This is a genomic window from Aureimonas sp. N4 (genome assembly GCF_001463925.1).
GTDB classification, from domain to species: Bacteria; Pseudomonadota; Alphaproteobacteria; order Rhizobiales; family Rhizobiaceae; genus Aureimonas; species Aureimonas ureilytica_A.
Window position 1 is genome coordinate 195,793 of sequence record NZ_BBWS01000001.1, and the last position, 19,753, is coordinate 215,545.

The following is a 19,753-nucleotide window of genomic DNA, read 5'->3' on the forward strand; positions in this document are numbered from 1 at the left end:
CCTGAAAATTCGGCCCACAAAGCTCGACCGATCGTCGGTTCGACGCCTGGACGTCCGGGCGCGGCGGTCTTGTGGAGGACGAGATGGCCAAGGGTCAGATGCGCAGCAACAAGGAAACCCGCAAGCCGAAGGCGGACAAGACCAAAAAGGTCGATCCCGTGGCGACCGGCGTTCCCGGCAAGTTCGCCACGCCCCAGAAAGACACCAAGAAATGACCACTGTCGGGCCGGCGGCCGGGGCGCTGCCGGTCCGATCCGTCAGGACGATCGGCTGATGGAATAAGGCATCGCGATCGCCCCGCATGGCATCTCGCGCCGGATGGCATCGTCCATTCGGCAAGCCCTGGTGGGCTTTTACGTCTCATGCGGACCAGAGACCCGCCTCGTGTCGGGTGGCCTTGCTCATCTCTCTATGGGCGAAACCGCTTCGACCCGCTGCGCGCCATCGGCCTTGGTCATGGCGCTAGGCCAACCGTCCCTACGTTCTGTCTGGTAGATGGCATAGGACGGGGAAAAACCTGCTCCCGGTCCAAATCAGGCGTTCAGGTTTGGGCTGCGGCGTTCGCCGGCAGACGGTTCACCGTCTCACGCCCGTTCCAGCCACGCTCGCGCAAGGCGCGCTGAAGCGGTTGCTCCACAAGGCGATAGGTCAGCCATCCCGTCACGATTGCAGTGGAGATCGCGGCCAGGACCCAGAGGCCTTGCACCAAGGCAGTTCCATCCGCGACGCCGAGGCGGCGTCCGATCTGGCGAAAGCCGGTCAGCACGAAGGGATGGGTGAGGTAAAGCGAATAGGAGGCGTCCCCCATGTCGTGCAGCCACCGGCTGGCGAAGAGGCGCCCTCTGCGCTCGAAGACGAGACCGGCCAACAGGATCAACGCCGCGCCCGATCCGAACCACAGCACGCGCGAGAACCCGTCGCCGCCCCGCCGTTCCATCCCGAGGGCGATGAGGCCGACGCCTGCCAGAAGGCAGAGGATCGCCAACCCGCTCGGCAGCCGCGTGAAACGCTCGGAGCGGAAGGCGGCGCCGATAGCTGCGCCCGCCAGAAACTCCAGGAGGAAAGGATGCGTATAGGTCTGCAACACCGGGCTTTCCGGCGCGCAGAGGGCACCGAGCGCCACGAGGCTGATGATGAAGGCGCAGAGCAAAGGTATTCTGCGATGGGGCGTCGCCCAAAGCGTCAGCGCGAAAAGCGCGTAGAAGAAGATCTCATAGACCAGCGTCCAGCCGATCCTCAGCACCGGCGCATCGAAATGCGCGATCAGCAGGAGCGACAGGATCGCGTGGCCCAGACTGGCCGAGCCATCGATAAAGGCGGACGGTGCGATCACGTAGAGCGCGAGGCTGGAGAGGGTCAGCAGCCAGTAGAGCGGATAGACTCGCAAGAGCCGGTTTCGCAGGAAAGACGCGGGTTGGACCGGGCGGCCGAGCGTCGTGTGCATCATGATGAAGCCACTGATGCAGAAGAACAGATCGACGCCGGAATAGCCGAAATTTCTCGGAACGCCCCAAGCATATCCCGCGAGATAGACCTTGGTGTGGAAGTAGACGACCATCAGCGCGGCGATCCCACGCAGATACTGAACGGAGATGATCGTCGTTCCCATCAGGCATCTCGCAATCTATGGATGCATAATCCTTATGGATTTGCAGCCATTGAGGGAAGATGGCGGGGGCTGGAAATCGAACAGAGCGATGTGGCCGTATCAATTCGGCATCAGGAGAGCACTCGAAAGCCATGTCTTCGCAGCGGATGTTTCCCACGATTTCGCACGAGCCGCGCTTCCCCTTGGGAATGATGAGGGGCTGATCCGCAGGGACGGGGCGGTGTTCCTGGCTGAGACGCTTTGGAAGGAGTGTTGATCGAGGTGGGGCGGACCATCATTCCGGTGGTCGCTCGAACTCGGTTTCCATCAGAAGAAGGGCTGGGCCGTTCCCGCAGGAACGGCCCAGCCCTGTCATCGTCTCAGTGGCCGAGGTCTTGCAGCAGGCCAGCAGCGAGGGTCAGGCGCGAGACGGAGGTTTCGCCGGTGCCGGCGAGGCGCGCCATCTGCTCGCTGGCGTCGCGCAGCGCGTCGCCCTGGCTGGCGAGCCAGGAGCCGACCGGGTCTTCGCCGCTGCCGTTCCGCATCGCCAGAACTGTCAGGCGGCGGCGCTCGCGGGCGATCTGGCTGGCGGCGCGCTCCAGCGCCAGGGTCTCGTAGTAGTCGGTCGGCCGGAGCGTCCCGAGCGCGTTTTCGAGTTGGCCGATGCGCAGGGCATGGGACAGTTCGAACAGAGCGCGCACGACGGCTTCGATCGGCTGCGATGTTTCACGTGAAACGGCGTCCATATCGGGCACCAGCGCCAGAAGCGGCAGGAGGGCGAGGTCGGTGGCCAGATCCTGCGGGATGCCACGCTCGACAAGGCCGGCTTCGGCCGCTTCGAAGGCCTGACGCGCTCGCTCGCTGGCGAGAGAGGCCAGTTGCGGCTTGAGAAGACGCACGCGCTCGCGCAACGCCCCGACGGCGGGACCGAGATCGCTCGTGCCGGCCCGCACGAGGCCGACCGTCACGCGCTGAAGGAAGGTCGAGACCGAGGCGTAAAGCTCGTTCTGAACTTCGCCGGGCAAGGCGTTGTCGAGCGCGTCGATGCGCTTGAGAAGATCGTGCACCTCGAAACCATCCGCCGCCAGGACGAAGCCCTGGCAGACCGCGCTGGCATTGCGCCCCGTCGCGTCCCGCAGCACCACGGCGAAGCTCGGGCCGAGCCGGTTGACGAGATCGTTGGCAAGGCGCGTCGCCACGATCTCGCGGCGCAGGCGGTGCCCGTCGATCTCGGCCGCGAAACTCTCGCGCATGGCCGGGGGGAAGTAGGAGACGAGCCGCTCGTGGAGATAGGAATCGTCCGGCAGCGGGCCGGAGACGATGCCGTTGAATAGGTCGATCTTGGCATAGGCGAGCAGGACGGCGAGTTCGGGCCGCGTCAGGCTCTGACCCTTGGCGCGCAGATCGGCGATGGCCGCGTCGCTCGGCAGGTTCTCCACCGCGCGGTCCAGCGCGCCGGTCTCTTCCAGCACGTTCATGAGGCGCGTCTGGAGAGCGAGGCGCGAGGTGCCGGCGCGCTGCTCCAGCGAGAGCGCCAGCGTCTGCTCGTAATTGTTGCCCAGCACAAGGCGCGCCACATCGTCCGTCATGGAAGCCAGAAGCCTGTCGCGGTCGGGGCGCGACAGGCGCTCGGCCGCCATGGCCGCGCGCAGCGCGATCTTGATATTGACCTCGACGTCCGACGTGTTGACGCCCGCCGAATTGTCGATCGCGTCGGTGTTGAGGCGCACGCCCGCGCGCGCCGCCTCGATGCGCGCCTGCTGGGTGAGGGCGAGGTTCGCGCCTTCGCCCACGACCTTGGCGCGGATATCGCGGCCGGTGATGCGCACCGCGTCATTGGCGCGGTCGCCGACATCCTGATTGGTCTCCGTGCGGGCGCGCACATAGGTGCCGATGCCGCCGAACCAGAGAAGATCGACAGGCGCGCGCAGGATGGCCGAGATCACCTCCTGCGGGGTGCCGGAGCGCTTGTCCCAACCGATGGCCTCGGCCGCCTCGACTGAGAGCGTGATGCGCTTTTCGCGGCGCGAGAAGACGCCGCCGCCCGCCGAGATTTTCGCGCGGTCGTAGTCGTTCCAGGAGGAGCGGGGCAGGTCGAACAGACGCCGACGCTCGGCATAGGAGGCCGCCGTGTCCGGCTGCGGGTCGATGAAGATGTCGCGATGGTCGAAGGCCGCGACGAGGCGCGTCTTTTCCGATAGCAGCATGCCATTGCCGAACACGTCGCCCGACATGTCGCCGCAGCCGACCGTCGTGAAGGGTTCGGACTGGATGTCCCAGGCCTTGTCACCGGAACCCATCTCGCGGAAATGCCGCTTCACGGCCTCCCAGGCGCCGCGCGCGGTAATACCCATGGCCTTATGGTCGTAGCCAGCCGAGCCGCCGGAGGCGAAGGCATCGCCCAGCCAGAAGCCGCGCGCTTCGGCCACGGCATTCGCCGTGTCGGAGAAGGTCGCCGTGCCCTTGTCGGCGGCGACGACGAAATAGGGATCGAGATCGTCGAGGCGCACGACGCCGTCCGGCGTCACCGTTTCACCCGCCGCATCGATATTGTCGGTGACCGACAGGAGCGAGGCGATGAAGACGATATAGGCCGAGCGACCGGCCTCGAACCAGACATCGCGCTGCGCGGGGTCGGGCAGGCGCTTGGGGTAGAAGCCGCCCTTGGAGCCGACCGGCACGATCACGGCGTTCTTGACCTGCTGTGCCTTCACGAGGCCGAGCACTTCGGTGCGGTAGTCCTGGGACCGGTCGGACCAGCGCAGGCCGCCGCGCGCCACCGGGCCGAAGCGCAGGTGGACGCCCTCGACGCGCGCGTCGAAGACGAAGATCTCGCGATAGGGCACGGGCGCGGGCACGCCCTCCAGAAGATGCGGATCGAACTTGAAGGCCAGCGCGGGATCGACTTGGGCTGGCCGCGAGTTCGGATCGGCCGAAACCTTGGTCACGGCGTAGAAATTGGTGCGCAGCGTCGCGAGGATCGCGGAGAGAAGCCGGCGGGCCACGCGGTCTTCGTCCAGCGTTTCCAGCGCGTCGAGCGAGGTGCGCAGGCGCTGGAGAATGGCGAGCGCCCCGCGCTTGGCCGCGCGCTCGGCCTCGCCGTCGCCCTTCAGATCGTCGGGCAGCGCATCCTCGCGGCTGGCCTTCGACGGGTCGAAGCTCGCGGTGAAAAGCTCGGCCAGATCGCGCGCGATGGCCGGCTGGCGCTCCAGAACCTGCGCGATGAAGGCGTCCGTATAGGCAAAGCCCGTCTGCCGGATATAGCGTGCATAGGCGCGCAGAACATTGGCCATGCGCCAGTCGAGGCCGGCGGCGAAGATCAGCGCGTTGAACCCGTCATTCTCGATGCGCCCGTCGGTGACGGCGGCGAAGGTCGCCTCCAGCGCCGCGCCGCCATCGGGAAGCGTGATCGCGCCGCCCGCGCGCAGCACCAGCTCCATGTCGTGCAGCCAGACCGTGGTCTCGTCCGGCCGGCGCACCTCGAAGGAGCGCTCGGCCACCGCCGAGAAGCCCATGTTTTCGAGGATGGGCACCCGGCGCGAGAGCGAGAGCGGCTCGGCGTAATTGTAGAGGCGCAGGCGCAGGACATCCGCGCCGTCCGTTTCGCGCCGGTAGAAGTCGGCGGCCAGACGCTCTTCATGCGAGAGCGCCAGAATATGCAACGCGTCGCCCACCGCCTCGTCGGGCGGCACGAGATCGCGGTAGCCGTCCGGCAGGCCGGGGGCCAGCGCCATCAACGCGTCATAGCGGCCGGCGGCGGCGCTGGAGCGCTCGAAGCCGAGCATCCAGTCGCGCGCCAGATTGGCGATCTCGGCTTCGAGGTCCGCCGGGTCGGGCTGCGGCGTCACCCCGCCGCGACGGCCGATGATGAAATGGATCGAGGCGAGCGAGCCTTCGGGGAAGGCGGGATACCAGGCCGAGACATGGCCGTCGTAGCGCTCGGCCAGAAGCAGGCCGATTTCGTCGCGCAGCCGCGCGTCGTAGCGCTCGCGCGGGACGAAGACGAGAACCGAGGCGAAGCGGTCGAACCGGTCGATGCGCGGCAGAACGCGAATGCGCGGGCGCTCGCCGAGCTCCGTGATGACGCCGATGAAGCGCTCCAGAAGATCGGTGTCGATCTGGAACATCTCGTCGCGCGAATAGGAATCGAGCGCGACGCGCAGCGCCTTGGCCGAGTGCGAGCGGGGCGAGAAGGCGAACCGCTCGATCACCGCCTCGGCCTTGCGGCGCAGAAGCGGGATGCTGAGCACGGAAGCCGTGTAGACGCCGGACGTGAACAGACCGACGATGCGGGTTTCGCCGACGAGGCGGCCCTCCGCGTCGCGCCGCTTGATGCCGATATAGTCCATATAGACGCGGCGATGGACGCGCGAGCGCGCGTTCGCCTTGGCGACGATGAGCGGGGCGGGGTCTTCCAGAAAGGCGCGAACCTCGGCGCTGGTGGCCGAACCCGGCGCTTCTCGGCGGAGAACGCGCACGTCCGGGTTGGTGAGGATGCCGAGTTCGGTGCCCTCGTTGCGGCGCAGCGCTTCGCCTTCGGGATAATAGGTGAAGTCGCGAAGGCCGAAGAAGATGAAATTGTCGTCGCAGAGCCAGCGCAGGAGCGCCGCGCCCTCGCGCTCGTCGCTCGCGCGCTGCGCGTCGCTCTCGCTCGCCGCGCGCGCTTCGATCTCGCGGGCGGCGTCTTCCACGCGGGCATACATGGCCCGGTGGTCGCGATTGACGATGCCGACCTCGGTCAGGATGGCTTCGAGATCGCCCGCGAGCGCGGCTTCGGCCTTGGGCTCGGCGGTGGGCTCGATGGCGACCTGGATCAGGCTGACGCGCTCGCCGCCCGAGCCGTCACGGCCGGCGGCGTGGAATTGCGTGATCGCGCCGGTGGCATCGCGCGTCACGTCGAGAACGGGATGGGAGACGGCGTGGATGGCCGGCGCGCTGGTCGCGATGCAGGCGGTCACGCTGTCGAACAGGAAGGCCATGTCGTCATGCACGAGCGTGACGAGCGTCACGCCCTGGCCGAGGCGCGCGCCCTCCGACAGGCGCTCCACCACCACGGTGGATTGGCCAGGGCGGTGGCCGGCGAGAAGCTCGGACGCGCGCTCGGCCATGCGGGCGAGGAAGGCGGGATCGAAGGGGGCGAGGTCTTCGGCCGGCGGCCGCGCGAAGAGGAGTGGCGCAAGCCGAGCGGCCGGGCCGCCGGGGCCAAGCCGGGACAGGACGGCTTCGAGGATGGCGCGCTTCTCGCCAGTCGTTTCCTGCATGGTGTTTCCTCGTTCTGGGCCATGGAGCGTCGGGCCGCTCCGTTCGACGTTCAAGGGCCTCGGCGGCACCGCCTCCCGGGGTCCGGTCGAAGATCGGACGGCGCAGCTCCCCCGCGTCGCGACGGGGCTCTTCTACAACAGCAACGGTCTATAATGCGTTCGCGACAAGACGATTGCGGTTCGGGCCGGAGCGAAGATTGCGCAGGCCGCTCAAATTTCCACCAGACGGTCGGGCAGGGCGTTGGGCCGCTCGGGGTCGGGTGGAAAACGCGCGGCAAGCTGCGCCCCGCAGCGGCCAACCGCCTGCTCGAAGCCTTCCACCAGCCGATCTTCGCGCGCGGCTTCCGTCAGATGAGCGACGATCGCCTCCCATTCGGACGGGTCCACGGCGGACGCGATCCCCTCGTCGGCGATGACTTCGGCATAATGTTCCGCCTCCGAAACGAAGAGCAGGACGCCGGTGCGCTCGGGCGTGCGATGCAGATTATGGGCGAGGAACTGCGCCCGCGCCAGCCGCGCCGCGCGCATCCGCGCCAAGGCCGGTGGCACGAAGAGCATGGTGAGCTGCGAGGAGCGCAGAAGCGCGAACAGAAGCGCCGCGCCGACGAGCTGCGCCGTTTCCACCGCCAGCGCCGGCACGGCAAGGCCGGCGAGAGAGGCGATCACGGTCGCGACCCAGCCGAGCGCGAGCGACAAAGCCAGCGCGACGCTCGCCGCGACGAAGCGGTAATCGTCGCTCGACCGGGCGAAGACGGCGTAGATTTCGCCGCTCGTCTGGCGCTCGGCGGCCGCGATGGCGCTGGCGATGCGCGCGTGATCGTCCGGTGTGAAGCGAAGCGCCATCCCCGTCTCCTACCAGCTGCCCGAGGCGCCGCCGCCCCCAAAAGACCCGCCGCTGCCTGAAAAGCCGCCCGACGACGAACCCCCGCCGCCCCAGCCCGAGCCCATGCCGCCGCCCCAGACGGGGCCGACGGGCAGGGCGCGCCGTCGCCGTCGCACGGGCAAGGGCGTGCCGCCGCCCGGCCCTCCGCGCCCGCCGCCGCCGAACAGGCGCGCCAGAAAGGCGAGGACGAGCGGGCCGATAGCCACCGCAAGGATGAAGAGAATGACGCCGAGGGTCAGCCAGCCGCCGCCATCGCCCTCCTGCCAGCCGCTGTTGCGCTCGGCCCGCGCTTTCACCTCGGCTGCGTCGCCGCCAAGAATCTGCAGGATCGCCTGCGTCCCGGCCTTGATGCCGCCGGCATAGTCGTTGGCGCGGAAGCGGGGGAGAATGTCCCCCTCGATCACGAGACGCGACAGGGCGTCGGTCAGCGTGCCTTCCAGCCCGTAGCCGACCTCGATGCGCACGCGCCGGTCACCGCGCGAGACCAGAAGGATGACGCCATTGTTCTCGCCCTTTTGCCCGATGCCCCAGGCACGACCGAGCCGGTAGCCGTAATCCTCGATCTCGTAGCCTTGGAGGTCGGGCACAGTGGCGACGACGACCTGATCGCTCGAACGTGTCTCGAACGCTTCCAGCTCGCGCGTCAGCGCGGCTCGGGTTGCGGGGTCGAGCAGGCCGGCGGCGTCCACCACGCGGCCGGTCAGGGGCGGGAAGGTCTGGGCTCCGGCCGGCGAGACGAGAAGGATCGCGGCGAGGAGCACCAGCGCCGCCGCCTGAAATCGCACAGCCAAAAGCGCGATGGGACGTGGGCAGACTTGAGCCGAAGACTCGTCGGCCGGGCGGATGTCGCGCCTCTGTGCGCTCCGAAGCGGCACCCCACTTCGCCCAGCCGCAAACCATCCCCGGCCGGCTCCCCGCCCAAAGGCGTCGGCTGGTATGTCACGCAAGGCAAAGGCGCGCATTACCGCCGCGCCTTATCGCGTGAAGGAGACGGGCGGCGGCATCTCGGCCCCCGTGCGTGCCTCGAAGACCTGCATGGGCTTGGCGTCCGAATAGAAGATCGCCGCGATCCAGCGGCCCGGAATGGTGCGCAGCTCCGTGTTATAGGCCTGCACCGCCTCGATATAATCGCGCCGCGCCACCGCGATCCGGTTCTCGGTGCCTTCGAGCTGGCTTTGCAGCGCCATGAAATTGGCGTTGGACTTCAGGTCGGGATAGCGCTCCACCGTGACTAGAAGGCGCGACAGCGCCCCGCCGAGCTGCTCCTGCGCGGCCTGATAGCGCTGCACGGCGGCGGGGTCGGTCAGCTGGTCGGCGCGGATCGTGGTCTGGCTCGCCTTGGCGCGGGCTTCCGTCACCGAGGTCAGCACGTCGCGCTCCTGCGCGGCATAGCCTTTCACGGTCTCCACCAGATTGGGGATCAGGTCGGCGCGGCGCTGATACTGGTTCTGCACCTCGCCCCAGGTCGCCTTGGCGCGCTCTTCCAGCGTCGGCACGTTGTTGATCCCGCAAGCCGAGAGAACAGGCGCCAGAAAGAGAAGCACCACGGCGAGGCGAAGCCGCGCCAGGCGCGGGCGGGCGGGCAGACAGGCGACGGAAGCGGACATGGGCGCTATCCCTTGGCGGGCTGATAATATGGTGGCCCATATGGGGCAGGATGTCGCGCCGGGCAGGGTCGGAGCGACGCGATCCTCGTCGCCATCCAACACCTTGGTTTTTTGCGAGGAGGCTGGAGCGGCTCGTCTTGCTCATGACCGGCTTTTGGGTCAGGTTCGCGGCCATGACAGGACGATCCGACGACGAGCAGCGCCGCGAAGAGGCCGAGGCGATCCTGCGCCGTGTGCGCCAGGAAACCGAGCCGCAAACCGGGGCGGGCGTGGAGCGGATGGTGCTCGGCGCGCGCCGCCACTTCTGGGCCGGCGATGCCGACCCGGCCGACCGGATCGAAGTCTGGGGCACGCGGATCGGGCGGCTGGCGGGGCTTGCCGCCTTCATCGTGCTCGCCTTCGTCCTGGTCGGACAGCTTATGGCGGAGTGAACCAGACCTTCATGTCCCAACCCTCCTCCGCGTCGGACGAAAAACCGGCCGTCATCTCCATTTCGTCCCATGTCGCGCGCGGCACGGTGGGCAACCGGGCCGTGGTCTTCGCGCTGGAAACGCTGGGCTATCCCGTCTGGTCGGTGCCGACCGTGACGCTACCCTGGCATCCCGGCCACGGGCCCTCGACGCGCATCGTGCCCGAGCCCGGCACGTTTGCGGCCTTCATGCAGGATCTCGCGAACGCGCCTTGGCTGGGCGAAGTCGGCGCGGTCATCTCCGGCTATTTCGGCGGGGCCGAGCAGGTGGAGGCCGCCGCCACCTTGGTCGAAGCCGTGAAGGCGAAGAACCCGCGCGCGCTGTATCTCTGCGACCCAGTGCTCGGCGATGGCGGGGCGGACGGGGCGGGCCGGCTCTACCAGCCGCGCCCGGTTCTGGAGGCGATCCGCGATCGTTTGATCCCGCTTGCCGACATCGCCGTGCCCAACCGCTTCGAGCTGGAGTTCCTCACCGGCCTCGAATTCTCCGGCAATCAACATCTGGTGGAAGCGGCGAGCGCGCTGGGGCCGCGCTCGGTCGTCGTCACCTCGGCCTATCCGCTCCTGCGCGGGGGAATCGGCAATCTTCTGGTGGAGCATGACGCTGCCATCCTCGCCGAGCATCGGCGCATCGAGGGCGTGCCGAACGGGCTCGGCGATCTCACCGGCGCGGTGTTCCTGGCGCGCAAGCTCGCCGGCTTGTCGGGCGAAAAGGCGCTGCAATCCACCACTGCCGCCGTGTTCGAAATCCTCGCCCGCACCACCAAGCGCGGCAAGGACGAGCTGACACTGGAAACCGACGCCGACAGTCTGAAGACGCCCATGGCCATGGTGCAGATCCGCCGTCTCGCGACGGGTGGACGGCGCGCGTGATTGCGTCCCACTCCAACGGCGAGTTAGCCGGCAAAGCTCAGGTGTGACGGCGCGTCGATGCCTCGTCGGCGTCGATGGGTGCCGCGCCGGCTGGATCGCGGCGATCGAGCACGAGGATGGGCGCGCCGAGCTTCGTACCACCTCTCGCTTCGACGCGCTCCTCGCTGATCTGCCCGATGACGCGCTTTTCGCCGTGGACATGCCGATCGGCCTGCCCGAGCGCATCATGGGTGCGGGGCGCGAGGCCGAGATCGCCGCTCGCCCGCTTTTGTCGCCCAGCCGGCGCTCCAGCATCTTTTCCATTCCCGCCCGCGCGGCGGTGGAGACCGGAGCCGGGCCGTTTGCCGGCGAAGCGCATCGCCGGGAGGTGTTCGCCCGCGTCTGTGCGCTGGCACGCGCCACCTCCGATCCGCCCCGCGCCGTGTCGATTCAGGGCTTCGGCCTGTTTCCCCGCATTCTGGAACTCGACGCCTTGCTGCGCGCCGACGCTGCTCTTTCCACGCGCGTCTTCGAAAGCCACCCCGAGATCGCCTTCGCGCAGCTCAATGGCGGCGAGGCCATGCGCCATTCCAAGAAGCGCGGCGGGCGGCCGTTCGAGGACGGCATGGCGGAGCGCCGTGCCCTGCTCCTTTCCTGCGGCCTGCCGCCGGAACTTCTGGCCGAGCCCCTGCCGCGCGGCGCCGGCGAAGACGACAGGCTGGACGCCTGCGCCCTTCTTCTCGTCGCGCACCGTCTGCGCGCGGGGCAAGCCGTCAGCCTTCCCGATCCGCCGGGACGCGACGCCTTCGGCCTGCCCGTCGCGATCTGGGTTTAGAACCGGGGACAGAACCCTTCGGGTCGATCGACCGGGTCTTGTTCCCGCCGGGCATCGTTGCCGGTGCTCGTCCATGCGCTGCATGGCCTGCGCCCGGCGCCTCGCCGACAGAAACAATCCCTCGCTCGCCCTCCGCCGAATGGTTCTGTCCCCGGTTCTTAGAGCCGGATCGGTTCCCTCGGGCTGGGGCCTCCCCCCTGGCTGGTTGGTCGCCCTTTCGGGCGACGGACGAAGGGAAACCTCGATGGGCCTATCGGAAAAGGGCGATTCAACGTCGATTTCCGCTTCATAAGAACCGTCAGCCGCCTATGTGAGCAGATGCAAAAAAGGTTAGAGACGGTCCGAACTGGGGCTGATTCGCACGCTCGGCCCCTCGCGTCATCAGATATGGAGCGCCCGATGTCCCTTCTTCCGACGCCCCTCCTTCAGGGCTACCGCACCTTTGTGGAAGGCCGCTATCTCCAGGAAACGCAGCGCTACCGCACCCTGGCACGCGAGGGGCAGGCGCCCGAAACCATGGTGATTGCCTGCTGCGACTCGCGTGCGGCACCCGAGACCATTTTCGGCGCGGGCGCGGGCGAACTGTTCGTGGTGCGCAACGTCGCCAATCTCGTGCCGCCCTACCAGCCGGACGGTGATTTCCATGGCACTTCCGCCGCGCTCGAATTCGCGGTTCAGGCCCTCAAGGTCAAACATATCGTCGTGATGGGTCACGGGCGTTGCGGCGGTATCAAGGCCGCGCTGTCGCCCGATGCCGAACCGCTGTCGCCCGGCGATTTCATCGGCAAGTGGATGAGCATTCTGGAGCCGGTCGCCGCCGCCGTGTCGGCCAACGAGCTTCTGACCTCCGGCGAGCGCCAGACCGCGCTGGAGCGCATTTCCATCCGCACCTCGATCGGCAATCTGCGCTCCTTCCCCTATATCGCCGAGCGCGAGGCGGCGGGCGATCTGACCCTGCACGGCGCCTGGTTCGACATTTCGACGGCCGAACTTTGGGCGATGGATCCTGAGAGCGGCGATTTCCAGCGCCCGCTGGTGGATCTCGACCCCGAGCCGGGCGACAGCATCGCAGAAGGCGACCCGATGCACCGCGCCGGCGAGAGCGAGGAGATCGGTGAGGACGCTCTGTCCGAAGGGGCGAACTGACGCGAGGGGAGTATGAGGCGGGTCCAGTAACCCGCTTCCTGGCTTGAGACGCTGCCGGTCGCCTTGGCCCCGATGGGCCGGGGCGCGGCTCCCCGTTTCATGGGCCCCTCAACGCAACCGATACGGGCGGCAGGTCCCAATCATCCCAAAAGGGTCGGCTCTACCTCTGCGCGTAGAGGGATAGGGTTAGCGAGGGCCGGTGCACTCAGTCGCCGCCCTGTCAAACCGGCAACGGAATCGACGCCTCGCAAGGAAGCTCGCCTTCGCCCTTGCGTGGCCGCGCCGACACAATTTACCTTGCATTTTAATGAAGACATCCCGTTCCCGCTTGCGAAATCGGGGGACGGCCCCTTTTAACGGTTAAGAAACGGCGCGCAGCCTCGGCGGCGCGGCTTGGCGGATGCGAACGAGGATCGGGCACGCATGACCCAGTGGATGAAGACGGGCGTGGCAATGGCGGCGCTTCTGAGCCTTGCGGGGTGCAACTCGGTCGCCCCCAGCTTCGGCGGCGGTGGCAATCTGGGCGGCGGCGGCGTTGCCCCCGTGCGCGCGGCCCCGGCCGGGCAGGTCTATGCCAGCCAGTTGCCCCCGCCGCCCCCGCCGCCGGCAACGCCCGTGGCGCAGACGCCGCCTCCGGGCCAGACCCCGCCGGGCCAGACACCCGCCCCCGGTGCGCAGCCGGCAGCCCAGCCGACCAAGACGGCCTCCGCCGCGCCCGTGACCCGCGAAGGTCTCGTCGGCGCGTGGCGCGTGTCCTCGGGCGGCGGCAACTGCCAGATCTTCATGGCGCTGACGCAGTGGACGGGCGGCTACCGCGCGGCCTCGCGCGGCTGCCCCGGCCAAGTGGCCGACGTGTCGGCCTGGGACGTCTCGGGCAGCCAGGTCGTCCTGAAGGATTCGGGCGGCTCCACGGTCGCCACGCTCTCCAATGCCGGTGGCACCCGCTACGAGGGCACGACCAGCGGCGGCCAGTCGGTCAGCCTCTACCGCTAAGGCGGACGCGTTTCCGAGCCGGGGATCGGCCGGGAAGATTAGCTCGTGAGAGACGCCGCGCGGTTCCGATCGCGCGGCGCGTTGGCCCGAGGCGCGCCGAATGTCCGATCAGCGTCAGGATGGCCAGCCTCTTCCTGCTAGCCCAAAAGGCGGGCCGAAGGTGTCACGCCGCTCCATTCTGCCGCCGTTGCGGCTCTGAGTGGGCGGCGTTTTTGCGGTGCGGCGGCGGCGGTGCTATGAGCCTTGCCCATGCATACCGGCCAATGCGCGCGATCGGGCTCGATACCCTTTCCTCCTCTGCCATCGGCCGGCCTCCCGCTTCTTTCGAGGTTGATCCGACATGCCTGATGCGAAGGGTTACGGAACGCCGGGGTCCGAGCGCGGACCCGTGCGCAGCGAGCTGGAGCGGCGCGTGCGCGCCGGCGACATCCAGCCCGACCCGATCCAGGCGGTTCTGGCCGATCGGCTGGATCGGCTGGAGCGCGAGCTGAAGCTTCAGGCGCTGCCGGCCAAATCCAGCGCCCTCGGCTGGCTCTTCGGCAAGCGCGAGAAGCCTGCCGCCCCACGCGGCCTTTATATCCACGGCTCGGTCGGGCGCGGAAAGTCCATGATGATGGACCTGTTCTTCCGCCTCTCCTCCGAGCCGCGCAAGCGTCGGCTGCACTTCCACGAGTTCATGCGCGAGGCGCATGAGCGCATCAACGCCCATCGCGCGGCGGTGAAGGCGGGAGAGGCCAAGGGCGACGATCCGATCCCGCCGGTGGCCGAGGCGATCGCGGCCGAGGCCCGTCTCCTGTGCTTTGACGAGTTCACGGTGACCGACATTGCCGACGCGATGATCCTGTCGCGCCTGTTCGACGCGCTCTTCGCGCAAGGGGTCGTCCTCGTGGCGACCAGTAATGTCGCGCCCGATGATCTCTACCGCAACGGGCTGAACCGCCCGCTCTTCCTGCCCTTCGTGGAGACGCTGAAGTCGCGGGCCGACGTGTTCTTTCTCGACGCGCCGACCGACTATCGCATGGAAACGGTGGGCGGAGACGATGTCTATGTGACGCCGCTCGGCCCCCAGGCGGAAGCACGCATGGACGCGCTCTGGCGGCAGGTGCTGGGCGGCGCGAAGGAGGGGTCTGAGAGCTTCGAGGTGGCGGGCCGGCGCATCGCCGTGCCGCGTGCGGGCCAGGGGGCCGCGCGCTTCGCCTTTGCCGATCTTCTCCAGCGACCGCTCGGTGCCAACGACTATCTGGCGCTCGCCGCGCGCTACCATACGCTGGTTCTGGACGGCGTGCCCGTCATGACGCAGGATCAGCGCAACGAGGCCAAGCGCTTCATTCTTCTGATCGACACGCTCTACGATGCGGGTCGGCGCATCATTCTGTCGGCAGCCGCTCCGGCGCATGAACTGTACCGCGCCAATTCGGGCACCGAACTCTTCGAGTTCGACCGCACCGTCTCGCGCCTCACCGAAATGCGCTCCGACGAGTATCTGGCGCAAGCGGCCGCCAAGGCCACGAAGGCGGCCTGACGCCCGCTCGAGGGCGGGGGCCGAACGCTGGCACCGTGCCGTCGGCCTTGCAGCTTCTCGGATGACGCGTCCTGCGCCTTTGCGGCTGTGTTGAAGCGCGGCCGATCCGCGAAGCCCCGCGCTCCCAGCAGTTTGCGAAAAAATTCATCAAAGGCACCTCGCTCCGGCTTTCCTGTTGGGAATGCGGAGCTTTGTCATTGACCTTTACGTAAGTCCCACATGGTCTAACCGGTTGAATCTGCTGGAGTGCAAAAAGCAATGATTGCACTTTCTCCGGGAGGGGGGTAGTCAGCCGGCAACAACGGCGACGAGCAGGGCTCAGGGCCGGGCGTGCGAGGCGCGATCGCTTCCTACGATCCGGGTGTTGAGGTTCGGTTCGCGCTGTGGATGCGAAACGAGGCGTCATGGCGCGATTGCGCACGATCCTGGCTCAATCTTCGCGCGCTATCCGCGCCGACGGATGGCCATGGCCGACGCCCTTGTTCTCGCCTGTCGCTTCGCAGCCTGCGGCGGCCGGGTCTCCCACCCGCCCTGCCGGCTGCGCCGATCCCGCTCTCAACGAGATGATCCCATGAACATTCACGAATACCAAGCCAAGCAGGTTCTCAAGGGCTTTGGCGCGCCCGTCGCGGGCGGCGTCGCCATCACGAGCGCCAGCGAGGCCGAAGCCGCCGCCAAGCAGCTGCCGGGCCCGCTTTACGTCGTGAAGTCGCAGATCCATGCCGGCGGTCGCGGCAAGGGCAAGTTCAAGGAACTCGGCCCCGACGCCAAGGGCGGCGTGCGCCTCGCCAAGTCGATCGAAGAGGTCGTCGCCCACGCCAAGGACATGCTGGGCAACACGCTCGTCACCGCGCAGACGGGCGATGCCGGCAAGCAGGTGAACCGCCTCTATATCGAGGACGGCGCCGACATCGCCCGCGAGCTTTACTGCTCGCTGCTCGTGGATCGCTCGGTCGGCCGCGTGGCCTTCGTGGTTTCCACCGAAGGCGGCATGGACATCGAGGCCGTCGCGCACGACACGCCCGAAAAGATTCACACGATCGCGATCGACCCCGAGACGGGCGTGACCGAAGCCGATGTGGCCAAGATCTCCGACGCCTACGGCCTCGACGGCGCGGCGCGCGAGGACGCCAAGTCGCTCTTCCCGGCGCTCTACAAGGCCTTTGCCGAAAAGGACATGGCGCTTCTGGAAGTGAACCCGCTGATCGTCATGACGGACGGCCACCTGCGCGTTCTCGACGCCAAGGTCTCCTTCGACGGCAACGCGCTGTTCCGCCACGACGACATGCGCGAACTGCGCGACGAGACCGAAGAGGACGCCAAGGAAATCGAGGCCTCCAAATGGGACCTCGCCTATGTCGCGCTCGACGGCAATATCGGCTGCATGGTGAACGGCGCGGGCCTCGCCATGGCGACGATGGACATCATCAAGCTCTACGGCAAGGAGCCGGCGAACTTCTGCGACGTCGGCGGCGGCGCCGGCAAGGAGAAGGTCGCGGCGGCCTTCAAGATCATCACGGCCGATCCGCGCGTCGAGGGTATCCTCGTCAACATCTTCGGCGGCATCATGAAGTGCGACGTCATCGCGGAAGGCGTGATCGCCGCCGTGAAGGAAGTCGGCCTCAAGGTTCCGCTGGTGGTGCGCCTCGAAGGCACCAATGTCGATCTCGGCAAGAAGCTCCTCAACGAGTCGGGCCTCGCCATCACGGCGGCGGACGATCTCGACGACGCGGCCAAGAAGATCGTCGCGGCGGTCAACGCCTGAGACTTATGATGGCCCTCCAGCCCATGCCGTCCGACCTTCATTTTCGCCTGAGCGCCTTTGTCGGCGCTTGGGACGGGGAAGAGCATGTCGCGGCGTCCGCTTGGGCCAAGGAGGGACGCGCAACGGGGGAAGTTCAAGCCGAGCTTGTTCTCGGCGGCTTCTTCCTGGAGCAACGCTACCGTCAGAGGCGGGATGGCGCTGTCTCGTTCGAGGCGCGCAATCTCATCGGGTTCGATCCGGCAGACCAGCTATACAAGCTCTATCCGTTCGACACCGTGGGATTCGTTCCGCCCGCGCCCGCTTCCGGCGCTTGGCAGGAGGATGGACTCGTCTTCACGAGGACATCCCCGCGCGGCAGGCAGCGCACCGTATTCACTTTTGAAAATGAGGACCGCTACCGGATGGGCGTAAGCTTTTCGCCCGTGGGCAGCGATACCTGGCAGGAAGTCGTCAGCGGCGTCTATCGCCGTGCGGCCTCCCCCTCTTCCAACCTCATCCAAAGCTAAGGGCTCGCATGTCCATTCTCGTCGACAAGAACACCAAGATCATCGTGCAGGGCCTGACCGGCAAGACCGGCACGTTCCACACCGAGCAGGCGCTGGCCTATCACGGCACGCAGATGGTCGCCGGCATTCACCCCAAGAAGGGCGGTGAGACCTGGACCGGCTCGAAGGGCGAGAGCCTGCCGATCTACGCCACGGTCGCCGAAGCGCGCGACGCCACGGGCGCCAATGCTTCCGTGATCTACGTGCCGCCCGCCGGCGCGGCCGACGCCATCATCGAGGCGATCGAGGCTGAAATCCCGTTCATCACCTGCATCACCGAGGGCATTCCGGTGCTCGACATGGTGCGCGTGAAGGCCAAGCTAGACAAGTCGAAGTCGCGCCTTCTCGGCCCGAACTGCCCCGGCATCATGACGCCGGACGAGTGCAAGATCGGCATCATGCCGGGCTCCATCTTCAAGAAGGGCAATGTCGGCATCGTCTCGCGCTCCGGCACGCTGACCTATGAGGCGGTGTTCCAGACCACGAACGAGGGCCTCGGCCAGACCACGGCCGTCGGCATCGGCGGCGATCCGGTCAAGGGCACGGAGTTCATCGACGTCCTGGAGATGTTCCTGGCCGACGACGAGACCAAGTCGATCATCATGATCGGCGAGATCGGCGGCGCGGCCGAGGAAGAAGCCGCGCAGTTCCTGATCGACGAGGCCAAGCGCGGCCGCAAGAAGCCGATGGCCGGCTTCATCGCGGGCCGCACCGCGCCCAAGGGCCGCACGATGGGCCATGCCGGTGCCGTCGTCTCCGGCGGCAAGGGCGATGCGGAGTCCAAGATCGCGGCCATGGAGGCGGCGGGCATCCGCGTGTCGCCCTCGCCGGCGCGTCTGGGCAAGACGCTGGTGGAAGTCCTGAAGGGCTGACGCATCTTCTTCCGGCGAGGCGGGTCGTTTCTGCCCCGTTTCGGCCGGATTGAGGTTCGACAAGGCGATGCCGCGCGGCTCCCGGCCCGCGCGGCTCTTGCGCAGAAGCTCCTCTTCAGAGGTCTTCGCGCAAGAATGGCCGGGTAAGACGCGTTTCGAGTGAACGGCGAAGTGACGGTCCTTCGCCACCTTCCAGTTTTCAAGGAGACGGCGCCCGACAAAAAGGGAGCCGCGTTTTCAGATCATGGCACGCAACCCGGCGAACGAATCCTTCGCGCAGACCTCGTTCCTCTATGGCGGCAACGCCGACTATATCGAGGAACTGGCGGCCGCCTATGAGCGCGATCCTGCCTCCGTGTCGGAGGAGTGGCGCTCCTTCTTCGGCGCAATGGCCGACGACAAGGCGACGGTGGTCAAGAACGCCGAAGGCCCGTCCTGGCAGCGCGCCAACTGGCCCATCGCGGCCAATGGCGAACTCGTCTCCGCGCTGGACGGAAACTGGGGCCAGACCGAGGCCCGCATCGAGAAGAAGCTGCGCGACAAGGCGGCCGAGGCGCCCAAGGGCGCTGCCGGCCCGTCCGAAGCCGACATCCTTCAGGCGACGCGCGATTCCGTGCGCGCGGTCATGCTGATCCGCGCCTACCGGGTGCGCGGCCATCTCCACGCCAAGCTCGACCCGCTGGGCATCGCCAAGTCGGCCGACGAAGACTACAACGAGCTGAGTCCGGCCAATTACGGTTTCACCGAAGCCGATCTCGACCGCAAGATCTTCATCGACGGCGTGCTCGGCATGGAGTTCGCCTCGATCCGCCAGATCGTCGACATTCTGGAGCGTACCTACTGCTCCACGATCGGCGTCGAGTTCATGCACATCTCGAACCCGGTCGAGAAGCAGTGGATTCAGGAGCGCATGGAGGGGCTCCACAAGGGCGTCGCCTTCACGCCCGAGGGCAAGCGCGCCATCCTGAACAAGCTGATCGAGGCCGAAGGCTTCGAGAAGTTCATCGATATCAAGTACAAGGGCACCAAGCGCTTCGGCCTCGATGGCGGCGAATCGCTGATCCCGGCGCTGGAGCAGGTCATCAAGCGCGGCGGCCAGATGGGCCTCAAGGAGATCGTGTTCGGCATGGCCCATCGCGGCCGTCTGAACGTGCTCGCCCAGGTCATGGGCAAGCCGCGCCGCGCCATCTTCCACGAGTTCAAGGGCGGCTCCTTCAAGCCCGAGGACGTCGAGGGTTCGGGCGACGTGAAGTACCATCTGGGTGCCTCGTCCGACCGCGAGTTCGACCAGAACAAGGTCCACCTCTCGCTGACGGCGAACCCGTCGCATCTGGAAATCGTCAACCCGGTGGTGATGGGCAAGGCCCGCGCCAAGCAGGACCAGATCGGCGGCGGGCGCACCCGCACCGAGCCGG

General features: G+C 67.4%; 15 protein-coding genes and 1 pseudogene. 11 read left to right on the plus strand and 5 right to left on the minus strand.

Annotation, left to right across the window (positions count from 1 at the left end; genetic code table 11):
* Nucleotides 1-83 precede the first annotated feature (83 nt).
* Complete coding sequence (locus tag AUL28_RS23480; protein WP_275477513.1) at nucleotides 84-215, plus strand: hypothetical protein; 132 nt, start codon at nucleotides 84-86, stop codon at nucleotides 213-215.
* Nucleotides 216-541: 326 nt separating this feature from the next.
* Here AUL28_RS23480 and AUL28_RS00875 read toward each other — a convergent pair whose 3' ends face one another.
* The 5 genes from AUL28_RS00875 to AUL28_RS00900 form a co-directional block, all read right to left on the minus strand.
* Nucleotides 542-1,609, minus strand: a complete 1,068-nt coding sequence (locus tag AUL28_RS00875; protein ID WP_062230274.1) for an acyltransferase family protein — start codon at nucleotides 1,607-1,609, stop codon at nucleotides 542-544.
* Nucleotides 1,610-1,968: 359 nt separating this feature from the next.
* Entirely contained in the window at nucleotides 1,969-6,849 is a 4,881-nt protein-coding gene (locus AUL28_RS00885) for an NAD-glutamate dehydrogenase (protein ID WP_062230278.1), read from the minus strand.
* A 210-nt stretch (nucleotides 6,850-7,059) separates the two neighbouring features.
* Nucleotides 7,060-7,692: a TPM domain-containing protein gene (locus tag AUL28_RS00890; protein WP_062219885.1), complete on the minus strand. Its 633-nt coding sequence runs from the start codon at nucleotides 7,690-7,692 to the stop codon at nucleotides 7,060-7,062.
* Nucleotides 7,693-7,701: 9 nt separating this feature from the next.
* Nucleotides 7,702-8,607: a TPM domain-containing protein gene (locus AUL28_RS00895; RefSeq protein WP_244493368.1), complete on the minus strand. Its 906-nt coding sequence runs from the start codon at nucleotides 8,605-8,607 to the stop codon at nucleotides 7,702-7,704.
* Between the two features lie 99 nt (nucleotides 8,608-8,706).
* Nucleotides 8,707-9,339 (minus strand): LemA family protein, encoded by a 633-nt coding sequence (locus AUL28_RS00900; RefSeq protein WP_062230280.1) that lies wholly within the window; start codon nucleotides 9,337-9,339, stop codon nucleotides 8,707-8,709.
* Between the two features lie 173 nt (nucleotides 9,340-9,512).
* Here AUL28_RS00900 and AUL28_RS00905 point away from each other — a divergent pair, with 173 nt between their 5' ends.
* The 10 genes and pseudogenes from AUL28_RS00905 to AUL28_RS00950 form a co-directional block, all read left to right on the plus strand.
* Complete coding sequence (locus AUL28_RS00905) at nucleotides 9,513-9,770, plus strand: hypothetical protein (RefSeq protein WP_058602176.1); 258 nt, start codon at nucleotides 9,513-9,515, stop codon at nucleotides 9,768-9,770.
* Nucleotides 9,771-9,781: 11 nt separating this feature from the next.
* Complete coding sequence (pdxY, locus tag AUL28_RS00910) at nucleotides 9,782-10,681, plus strand: pyridoxal kinase PdxY (RefSeq protein ID WP_062230332.1); 900 nt, start codon at nucleotides 9,782-9,784, stop codon at nucleotides 10,679-10,681.
* Nucleotides 10,682-10,724: 43 nt separating this feature from the next.
* Complete coding sequence (locus AUL28_RS00915; protein WP_062230282.1) at nucleotides 10,725-11,495, plus strand: DUF429 domain-containing protein; 771 nt, start codon at nucleotides 10,725-10,727, stop codon at nucleotides 11,493-11,495.
* A gap of 399 nt (nucleotides 11,496-11,894) precedes the next feature.
* A pseudogene (locus AUL28_RS00920) lies at nucleotides 11,895-12,536 on the plus strand (carbonic anhydrase); the annotation flags it as partial.
* Nucleotides 12,537-13,064: 528 nt separating this feature from the next.
* A complete protein-coding gene (locus AUL28_RS00925) occupies nucleotides 13,065-13,634 on the plus strand; it encodes a protease inhibitor Inh/omp19 family protein (RefSeq protein WP_062219913.1) in 570 nt (189 codons plus the stop codon).
* Between the two features lie 340 nt (nucleotides 13,635-13,974).
* Entirely contained in the window at nucleotides 13,975-15,156 is a 1,182-nt protein-coding gene (zapE, locus tag AUL28_RS00930) for a cell division protein ZapE (protein ID WP_082640146.1), read from the plus strand.
* Nucleotides 15,157-15,727: 571 nt separating this feature from the next.
* Nucleotides 15,728-16,921: an ADP-forming succinate--CoA ligase subunit beta gene (gene sucC / locus AUL28_RS00935; RefSeq protein ID WP_062219915.1), complete on the plus strand. Its 1,194-nt coding sequence runs from the start codon at nucleotides 15,728-15,730 to the stop codon at nucleotides 16,919-16,921.
* Between the two features lie 8 nt (nucleotides 16,922-16,929).
* Entirely contained in the window at nucleotides 16,930-17,427 is a 498-nt protein-coding gene (locus AUL28_RS00940; protein ID WP_062230337.1) for a DUF1579 family protein, read from the plus strand.
* A gap of 8 nt (nucleotides 17,428-17,435) precedes the next feature.
* Nucleotides 17,436-18,338, plus strand: a complete 903-nt coding sequence (gene sucD, locus AUL28_RS00945) for a succinate--CoA ligase subunit alpha (RefSeq protein WP_062230286.1) — start codon at nucleotides 17,436-17,438, stop codon at nucleotides 18,336-18,338.
* 244 nt (nucleotides 18,339-18,582) lie between these two features.
* On the plus strand, nucleotides 18,583-19,753 hold a 1,171-nt coding region (locus AUL28_RS00950), incomplete at its 3' end, for a 2-oxoglutarate dehydrogenase E1 subunit family protein (protein ID WP_244493369.1).